Origin of the sequence: Kitasatospora sp. NPDC091257 (genome assembly GCF_044757675.1) — a bacterium.
In the GTDB taxonomy this organism is placed as follows: domain Bacteria; phylum Actinomycetota; class Actinomycetes; order Streptomycetales; family Streptomycetaceae; genus Kitasatospora; species Kitasatospora lactacystinica.
The window spans coordinates 1-7668 of the sequence record NZ_JBIVVI010000341.1 but is presented as its reverse complement, the minus strand read 5'-3'; the positions used below and the strand labels follow the sequence as shown (position 1 = coordinate 7668).

Annotated in this window: 6 protein-coding genes and 1 pseudogene; 3 read left to right on the top strand and 4 right to left on the bottom strand. The window is 76.0% G+C overall.

Annotation, left to right across the window (positions count from 1 at the left end):
- Positions 1–670: M1 family aminopeptidase (locus ACIQOV_RS17780; protein ID WP_401049475.1), on the top strand; the 670-nt coding region annotated here is incomplete at its 5' end.
- Positions 671–736: 66 nt separating this feature from the next.
- On the opposite strand, the gene ACIQOV_RS17775 is transcribed toward ACIQOV_RS17780, so the two are convergent.
- From ACIQOV_RS17775 to ACIQOV_RS17765, 3 genes are all read right to left on the bottom strand, one after another.
- On the bottom strand, positions 737–1546 hold the full coding sequence (locus tag ACIQOV_RS17775) for an aminoglycoside N(3)-acetyltransferase (protein ID WP_401049474.1): 810 nt from the start codon (positions 1544–1546) through the stop codon (positions 737–739).
- 169 nt (positions 1547–1715) lie between these two features.
- Positions 1716–2819, bottom strand: a complete 1104-nt coding sequence (locus ACIQOV_RS17770; RefSeq protein WP_401049472.1) for an alkene reductase — start codon at positions 2817–2819, stop codon at positions 1716–1718.
- A gap of 34 nt (positions 2820–2853) precedes the next feature.
- Positions 2854–4185, bottom strand: coding sequence for a condensation domain-containing protein (locus tag ACIQOV_RS17765; protein ID WP_401049470.1), 1332 nt, complete (start codon positions 4183–4185; stop codon positions 2854–2856).
- A 224-nt stretch (positions 4186–4409) separates the two neighbouring features.
- On the opposite strand from ACIQOV_RS17765, the pseudogene ACIQOV_RS17760 reads away from it, so the two are divergent.
- Together ACIQOV_RS17760 and ACIQOV_RS17755 are read left to right on the top strand one after the other, a co-directional pair.
- Positions 4410–5042 (top strand): annotated as a pseudogene (locus tag ACIQOV_RS17760) (MFS transporter); the annotation flags it as partial.
- Complete coding sequence (locus ACIQOV_RS17755; protein ID WP_401049469.1) at positions 5020–5679, top strand: hypothetical protein; 660 nt, start codon at positions 5020–5022, stop codon at positions 5677–5679. The pseudogene ACIQOV_RS17760 and the gene ACIQOV_RS17755, both read left to right, overlap by 23 nt.
- 43 nt (positions 5680–5722) lie before the next feature.
- Here the strand turns inward: ACIQOV_RS17755 and ACIQOV_RS17750 are convergent, their stop codons facing one another.
- Positions 5723–7531 (bottom strand): FtsX-like permease family protein, encoded by a 1809-nt coding sequence (locus ACIQOV_RS17750; RefSeq protein WP_401049467.1) that lies wholly within the window; start codon positions 7529–7531, stop codon positions 5723–5725.
- Between the last annotated feature and the right edge of the window lie 137 nt (positions 7532–7668).

The following is a 7668-nucleotide window of genomic DNA, read 5'->3' as shown; positions in this document are numbered from 1 at the left end:
CCTGGAGACCCAGACCCGGGTCTCCTACGGCCCCGGGCTGTTCGCCAGGGGCACCAATACGTCGGTGGTCGTGCACGAGCTGGCCCACCAGTGGTACGGCGACAGCGTCTCGCTCTCCCGCTGGTCCGACATCTGGCTGAACGAGGGCTTCGCCGAGTATGCGCAGTTCCTCTGGTCCGAGCACGAGAACGAGGGCACCGCACAGGAACTGGCCGACTACATCTACGCCTCACGCCCGGCCGACGACCCGTTCTGGACCGTCAAGCCGGGCGACCCGGGCGAGGACAACCAGTTCTCCCTCGCGGTGTACTACCGCGGCGCGCTGGCCATCCAGGCGCTGCGCAACGCCGTCGGGGACGAGAAGTTCTTCCGGATCCTGAAGGGCTGGCCCACCGAGCGCCGCTACGGCAACGCCACGATTCCGGAGTTCCAGGCCTACGCCGAGCAGGTCTCCGGGAAGAAGCTCGGGGACCTGCTGAACACCTGGCTGTTCACCCCGAGCAAGCCCGCCGTCGGACCGGTGCCGCCGGGCACCGCTGCCGCGGCCTCAGCCTCGGCCTCGCTGGCGCCGGGCGCGGACGCCGGCCGGGACGCGGGGCAGCCCCCGGTCGAGCCGAAGTCCTGGAAGAAGATCCAGGAGACCAGCTCGGTGCACGAGGGACGTCACTGACGGCAGGGCGGCACAGGAGGATCGGGCCGGCGGTTCCGCGCGCACGGCGGGGACCGTCGGCCCGGCCTATGCCGCTCCGGGGCCGTCGGCCGCCAGCAGTTCGGTGAGGCGGCGGACGGCGAAGGGTATGAGCTCGCGGACCGGGACCAGGCGGCAGGCCGCCTCGCCGACCAGCACCTCGCGGATGCCCGCCCGCTCCTCGAACTCCCGCCCCACGACAGGGAAGTGGGTGTCGTTGTCGTCCGCCACGTCCGGTGCCTCGATCCAGACCCGCTCGCCCTGGATCGCCATCGGGAAGCGGCGGAGCTTGAGCCGGCGGTTGGGCGCGAAGGTCTCCGCGTAGTGCAGGAAGGTGTTGCGGTTGTGGCCGACGCCGACCAGCAGCACGTACCCGCCGAGGTCGTGCAGCGCGCCGAAGGGCGACTCCCGGCCGACGGCGAAGCCGAGCGAGCGCCGGGCGGTGACCTCCCGGGCGTGTGCGCCCACGGCGGCGACCGAGACCTGCGGGTGGGTGCTGCGCAGGCTCTCCGGCAGGGTGCGCAGTGCCTCCGCCACCGCGCCCGTGGCGGAGCACATCTCGGAGTGGAACAGCGGTACGGCGGACCGGAGTTCGGCCACTTCGGGCCCGAGGGCGCCGCTGTGCCCGGGAGCCGGGTCACGGACCGTGTCGGAGGTGAAGGTGGGCGCGGCGACGGTGCCGCCGGGCCCGACCGCCGCGCGCAGGCTGGCCACCACGGCCGCCGCGCCGCCCTCGACCCGGCCGAGGCTGGAGAGCGAGGAGTGCACGATCAGCGCCATGCCCTCGCGGACGCCCGCCCGGTGCCAGCCCTCCACGAGGTCGGCGGTGGTGAGCGGGCCGGTGCCCGGTGTGGTCATGGTGCCCCCTGCGGTGCTGTTCGTGCTGGGATCGTTCGGGGCCGACCATAGCGGGTGGCACTGACAGTCGGTCAGGACGGGGGTGCCGTCGGCCGGTCCGCGGGCCGGAGCCCGGGTCGGAACCCGGTCCGGATCGCGGGTCGGTGCGCGATCCGGCTCACGATCCGGCTCACGGTCGGGCGGCCGGTCGCAGGCGCGGGTAGTCGGTGTAGCCGGTGGCCTCCTGGCCGTAGAGGTGGGTGGGGTCGACGGGGGCGAGCGGACCGTCCGCGGCGAACCGTTCCGGCAGATCGGGGTTGGCGATGAAGGCGCGGCCGTAGGAGACCAGGTCGGCCAGGCCGGCGGCGAGCACCGCCTCGCCGCGCTCGCGGTCGGTGGCGGCGCGGTTCTCGCCGACGTTGCCGATCAGCGGGCCGGACCAGCGCGGTCGCAGGTCGGCCAGGGCCGGGTAGTCGTCGTTGTCGGTGAGGTGGAGGTAGGCCAGGCCGAGGGCGTCGAGTTCGCCGAGCAGCGCGCGGTAGACCGGCGCGGGGTCGGCCTCGTGCATGCCGAACTGCGGGTTGCCGGGGGACAGTCGCAGGCCGAGGCGGTCGGGGCCGACGGCCTCGGCGACGGCGGTGACCAGCTCGATCGGGAAGCGCAGCCGGTCGGCGAGGGTGCGCGGGCCGTACTCGTCGGTGCGCAGGTTGGTGTTGTCGGCCAGGAACTGGTGGATCAGGTAGGAGTTGGCGCCGTGGAGTTCGACGGCGTCGAAGCCGGCGTCGAGGGCCAGGCGGGCGGAGCCGACGTGGTCGGCGACGGTGCGGTGGATCTCCTCGCGGGTCATGGCGCGCGGGGTGACGGCCTCGGCCTTGCCGCCGTCCTTGACGTGCACCGGGCCCGGGGCGGGGACGGCGGAGGGGCCGGCCGGGACGTCGCCGAGCAGCCGGTTGAGCGGGTGGCCCTGGCGTCCGCCGTGCATCAGCTGGGCGACGATCCGGCCGCCGGCGGCGTGCACGGCCTCGGTCACCGCGCGCCAGCCGGCCACGTGCGCGGGCGTCTCCAGGCCGGGCAGGCGCCAGCCGGACTGGCCCTGCCGGCTGGGCCAGATGCCCTCGGTGACGATCAGGCCGGCGCTCGCGCGCTGGGCGTAGTGCTCGGCGACGACGGGCAGGGGCGTACCGTCCTCGGTGGCCCGGTACCGCGTCATCGGGGCCATGACGACGCGGTTCGGCAGGTCGAGCCGGCCGAGGCGGTACGGGGTGAGCAGGGTCGCGGTGGCGGTGGTGGTCATGCCGGTACGGTAAAACCTGACATCAGTGTCAGGTTCAAGCGCGCTCGGCGGCCTCGGTGAGGATCAACTCCTCGATGCCGTAGAGGAATCGTTCCATCGCGGCGCGCGGGAGCAGGGACGGGTCCGCCGTCATGGCCAGGCTCAGCGCCTCGGCGGACTGCAGGACGTCCAGGGCGTAGGTCAGGCCGGGGCGCGGTTCGAACTCCACCGGCCAGGTGAGCGTGGTCCGGTCCTCGCCGGGGTCGGCCGCCACCGGGAGGAGCTCCCGGGTGTCGTTGAACACGCAGGAGCGGTCCGCGAGTCGGACGCCCTCCGCGGTCAGTCGCGCGACCTCGGCGGCCAGGGCCGACCTGTCGTAGTACGCGTGCCGGTAGGTGCCGATCGCCGCGGCGTGGGTCCGGCGCACCACCTCGCCGAACTCGGCCGTGGCGTCCGGAAGACGGAACAGGCCGTCGCCCGCGACCACGCTCACCGCGTCGGCCAGTTCGGGCAGGAAGCGGTTGTTGACCACGACGTTCAGCACGGCCTCGGTCGAGCCGGCGAGCCGGGCGGTCATCGCCGCCGTCGCGGCGAGCAGCACCGAGCCCGTGCTGACCCGGTGCCTGGCCGCCACCCGCTCGACGGCCCGGGGCAGGGCGGGGGAGCGGAGCACCGCGTTCGGGAACCGGGCGGGCTGCTCGGCGGCCGGCGGGAAGAGCCGGTCCGGGCCCAGTCGGAGCTTGCGCACGAACTGCTTGCGGGCCGCCGCATCGCGCCGCAGGCCCCGGTCGGAGGTCTGGAACTCGGCCTCCTCCAGCGGCTGTCGGGTGGATCGGCGCAGCTCGGCCAGCTCCTCGGGCGAGCCGCCGAGGCAGAGCGCGGCCAGGTCGGCGACCAGCCGGCTCATTCCGGAGCCGTCCACCGCGGTGTGCGAGAGCACCAGGCTGACGTGCCGGACCAGCCCGTCCGCCGTCACCGCGCCGATCCGCAGCGGCCACTGGACGGCGGTGTCGAAGGCCTGGGCCGCCAGTTCCTCGTGCAGCCGGGCGCCCGGCCCGGCCGGGTCCTGGCCTTCCCCGGCGGTCAGCAGGTGGACGGCCAGGGTGCCTTCGCCGTCCACGGTCTGGCGGAGGTCGCCGGCCTCGTCCGGGAGCAGGCGGGTGTGCAGCGAATCGTGCAGGTGCAGCAGCTGTTCCAGCGCGGTCAGCAGGACCGGCAGCGGCAGCCCCGGGTCCAGCGGCGCCGCGGTGGCGATGTTGTAGCGCGGCGCATCGGCCGGCGGCAGCTGTCGTACGGCGTCCCAGATGGCCCGTTGGCCCCAGGTGGCCGGGCCGGATCCGGTCCGGCCGGACGAGAAGGGGATCTCCAGCAGTTGACGAGTGGTCACCGATCGGCTCTCCGTGGTGCGGTGGTCGTTGAGTCGTGCCGGTGCGTTGGGAGCGCGGGTGCTGCTGGGGAGAGTGTGGCGCACCGCCCGCCGCGCGTCGAGGGCTGCGCCGGTGGCGCCGGTCGAGTGCGCGGGTCCGTCGAGGCGGGCCGGGTGGAGCCTGCCCGCTCGTCGCCACGGGTGGTCCTTGGGGTTCCAAAGGTCTCTTGATGTGAAGTATCTTGATGTCGAGATTGATGTCGATCACGCGACGGGGGACCGCCATGCGGGGAAACGGACTGATGGCGCAGCTGCGGCGGCCGCCGGGCGGGCGGGACGCGCGGATCATGCTGCTGGCGCAGTGCGTCGACCGGACCGGCACGGGGGTGTGGGCGGCGGCCTCGGTGCTCTACTTCACCTATGCGTGCGGAATGGACGCGCGCCGGCTGGGGCTGCTGCTCGGGGTGGGGGCGGTGGCGGGGATCGTCGGGTCCCCGCTGGCCGGGCGGGCGGCCGAACGGTTCCCGGTGCGGTGGCTGCTGATCGGCTGCCACCTGCTGCGGCTGGGGGCGATGGGACTGCTCCTGGTGGTCGACGACTTCGCCGCGCTGCTGCCCGTGGTGGCCCTGATCTGCCTGGCCGAGCGGGCCGCCAAGACGCTGGAGATGCTGTTCGCGACCCGGGTGGCGGGCGAGCGGCGGGCCACCTACCAGGCGCTGTTCCGCAGTGTGGCCAACGCCGGGTACGCGCTCGGCGCGGGCGTCGCCGCGATCGGACTGGCGGTGGGGACCGCGGGCGCCTACCGGGTGCTGATCGCGGCCAACGGGCTGTCCTACCTGCTGGCCGCCGTCCGCCGTGCCGAGCCCCTGGCGCGACCGCGGCTACCTGCGGTTCGTCCTGCTGGACATCCCGCTGAACCTGGACGACTCGATCCTCAACGTCGGGCTGCCGCTCTGGCTGGTCCACCACACCGGCGCGCCGCACGCCGTCGTCCCGGTCTTCCTGGTGCTCAACACGGTGCTCGTGGTGCTGCTGCAACTGCGGGTCTCGGCCTGGGCGGAGGGCGCGCTCGGGGCGGCCGCCGCGCTGCGCTGGTACGGGGTGACGGTGCTGGGCGGCTGTCTGCTGATCGTGCTCGCCACCGGCGCCGGGCCGGTCGTGGCCTCGGTCGCGCTGCTGGGCGCGGCGGTCCTGATCACCCTGGCGGAGCTGCTGCGCTCGGTGAGCTCCTGGGAGCTGGCGGTGGTGCTGGCCCCGCCGGGCGCCCGGGCCTCGTACCTGGGGGTCGCCGGGATGTCCCAGTCGGTGCAGAAGTCGGTGGGGCCGCTGCTGCTGACCGGCGTGGTGATGGCGGCCGGACCGCTCGGCTGGCTCGGTCTCGGCGCGGCCACCGTCGGTCTCGGCGCGCTCCAGCGCCGGGCCGGCCTGCGGCGGCTGGCGACGCTGGGCGGGGCGGCCGACGGCACCGTGGCCGAGCCGGCGCGTCCGGCCCCGGCGTCGGCCACGGTGGGCTGAGCCGATTGGAGGCCCGCGCCGGCCCAAGGAGCGGGCGTGCCGCTCAGCGGGCGGCGGCCGCCACCGGGCGATGGCGGAGCATCCAGCCGGCGGCCGGGGCGGCGCACAGGGCGGCGAGGACCACCGCCCCGGCCGCCACCAGCCCGACCGGCCGCCACGGCAGCGCCCACGGCCCCGGCACGCCGAGGACGCCCAGCGCGGCGTGCATGGCGCCGAGTTGGGCGCCGGCCACGGCGCAGCCCAGCACCACGCCGACCGCCGCCACCAGCACCGCCTCGGCGGTCACCAGGCGCACCACCTGGCCCCGGGTGGCGCCGGCCAGCCGGAGCAGGGCGAGTTCGCGAAGGCGGTCCCCGGTGGTGGTGAGCAGGGTGTTGGCGAGCGCGATCGCGGTGTAGAGGAGCGCGAGGCCGAGCACCAGGACGGTCCGCAGCCAGGAGATCCGGGCGTTCGCGGGCGAGGTGGCGGCGAACCAGCCGGCCCGGTCGAGGACCGTCGCCCCGTACGGGCGGAGGGCGGCCCGGGCGCGGTCGAGGGCGGCCGGGCCGTCCGTGCCGGGGGCGAGCCGGACCTCGATCCGGTCCACCCGGGCGCCCGGGGCGTTGGCGGCGGTGACGTACAGTCCGTTGTCGCCCAGGCCGTCGCGCAGCACGGCGACGGCCCGCAGAACGGTCCGGCTGCCGTCGGCCCGGACCACCGGGACCGGCTCGCCGACCGCCCGGCCCCACTCGGCGGGCAGGATCAGCGAGTCGTCGTCGAGACCGGCCGGGGAACCGGCCAGCAGGGGGAGCCGGGCGAGGGCGGCCAGGCCGGCCGGGTCGGCGGTGCGGGCCTCGGAGCGGACGGTGACGCCGTCCGGCTCGACCAGGGCCAGCGGGGTGGGCGCGGTCGCCGAGACGGCGCTCACGCCGGGGACGGCCCGCAGGGCGGCCACCAGCGGGGCCGCCGGACCGGCGGGGCGGACGACCAGGTCGGCGGCGGTCCGGGCACGGGCCTCGGCGGCCCGGGCGGCGCCCACCGTGTCCAGCGCGCCGCTCAGGGAGCCGGTCAGCGCCACCGCCACCAGCACCGGCGCGGCCACCGCGCCGGTGCGGCGCAACGCGGCGGCGGCGTTGGCGGGCACCAGCCGGCCCGCGTACCCGGTGAGCCGGACGGGCAGCAGCAGGCCGAGCACCCGGACCAGCGGCGGCGCCAGGAGCGGGGAGAGCAGGCCGGCCGCGCAGATCAGCCACATCGGCCGGGTGGTGTACGTCTTGCGGTGCAGCAGGTCGGCCGGGTCCGTGACGAGTGCGCTGCCGGCCAGCGCGGCGGCGGTGAGGACCAGACCGAGGCCGAGCAGCAGCCGGCCGCGGGTCAGCACCCCGGTGTCGAGGTCGGCCGCACGCAGGGCGTCCAGCGGGCCGACCCGGCCCGCGCGCAGAGCGGCCACCGCGACCCCGCCCAGGGCGACCAGCAGCCCGGTCCAGAAGGCGGCGTGCAGCGGCCAGGCCGAACCGCTCGGGGCGAACCCGGGCGGGGCCATGCCGACCCCGGACAGCCACCGCAGGAGCGCGGGCGCGCCGAGCCGGCCGAGCAGGCAGCCGGTGGCGGACGCGGCCGCGCCGAGCAGCAGCGCCTCGGCGAGCACCGTGCGCCGGACCTGGGCCCGGGTGGCCCCGGCCAGCCGGAGCAGGCCCAACTCGCGTCGGCGCCGGACGACCGCGTACGAGTAGGTGGAGGCGACGACGAACGCCGAGACGAACACGCTCACCCCGCCGGCGGTGCCGAGCGCGGCGACCAGCGAGACCAGCTCCCCGCCCCCGGGCGGCGCGTCGAGCGCGGCGGCGAGGCCGAGCAGCATCACGGCGGTCATCGCGACGCCGAGCGCGAGGGCGAGGAAGGCGCCGAGCAGGGAGCAGCGCGTCCGCGCCGCCGTCCACGGCCGCCGCCAGGGCGGTGAGCGCGAACTGCGGGTCGAGCGGCGTCAGTCCGCGGCGGCGCAGGTACTCC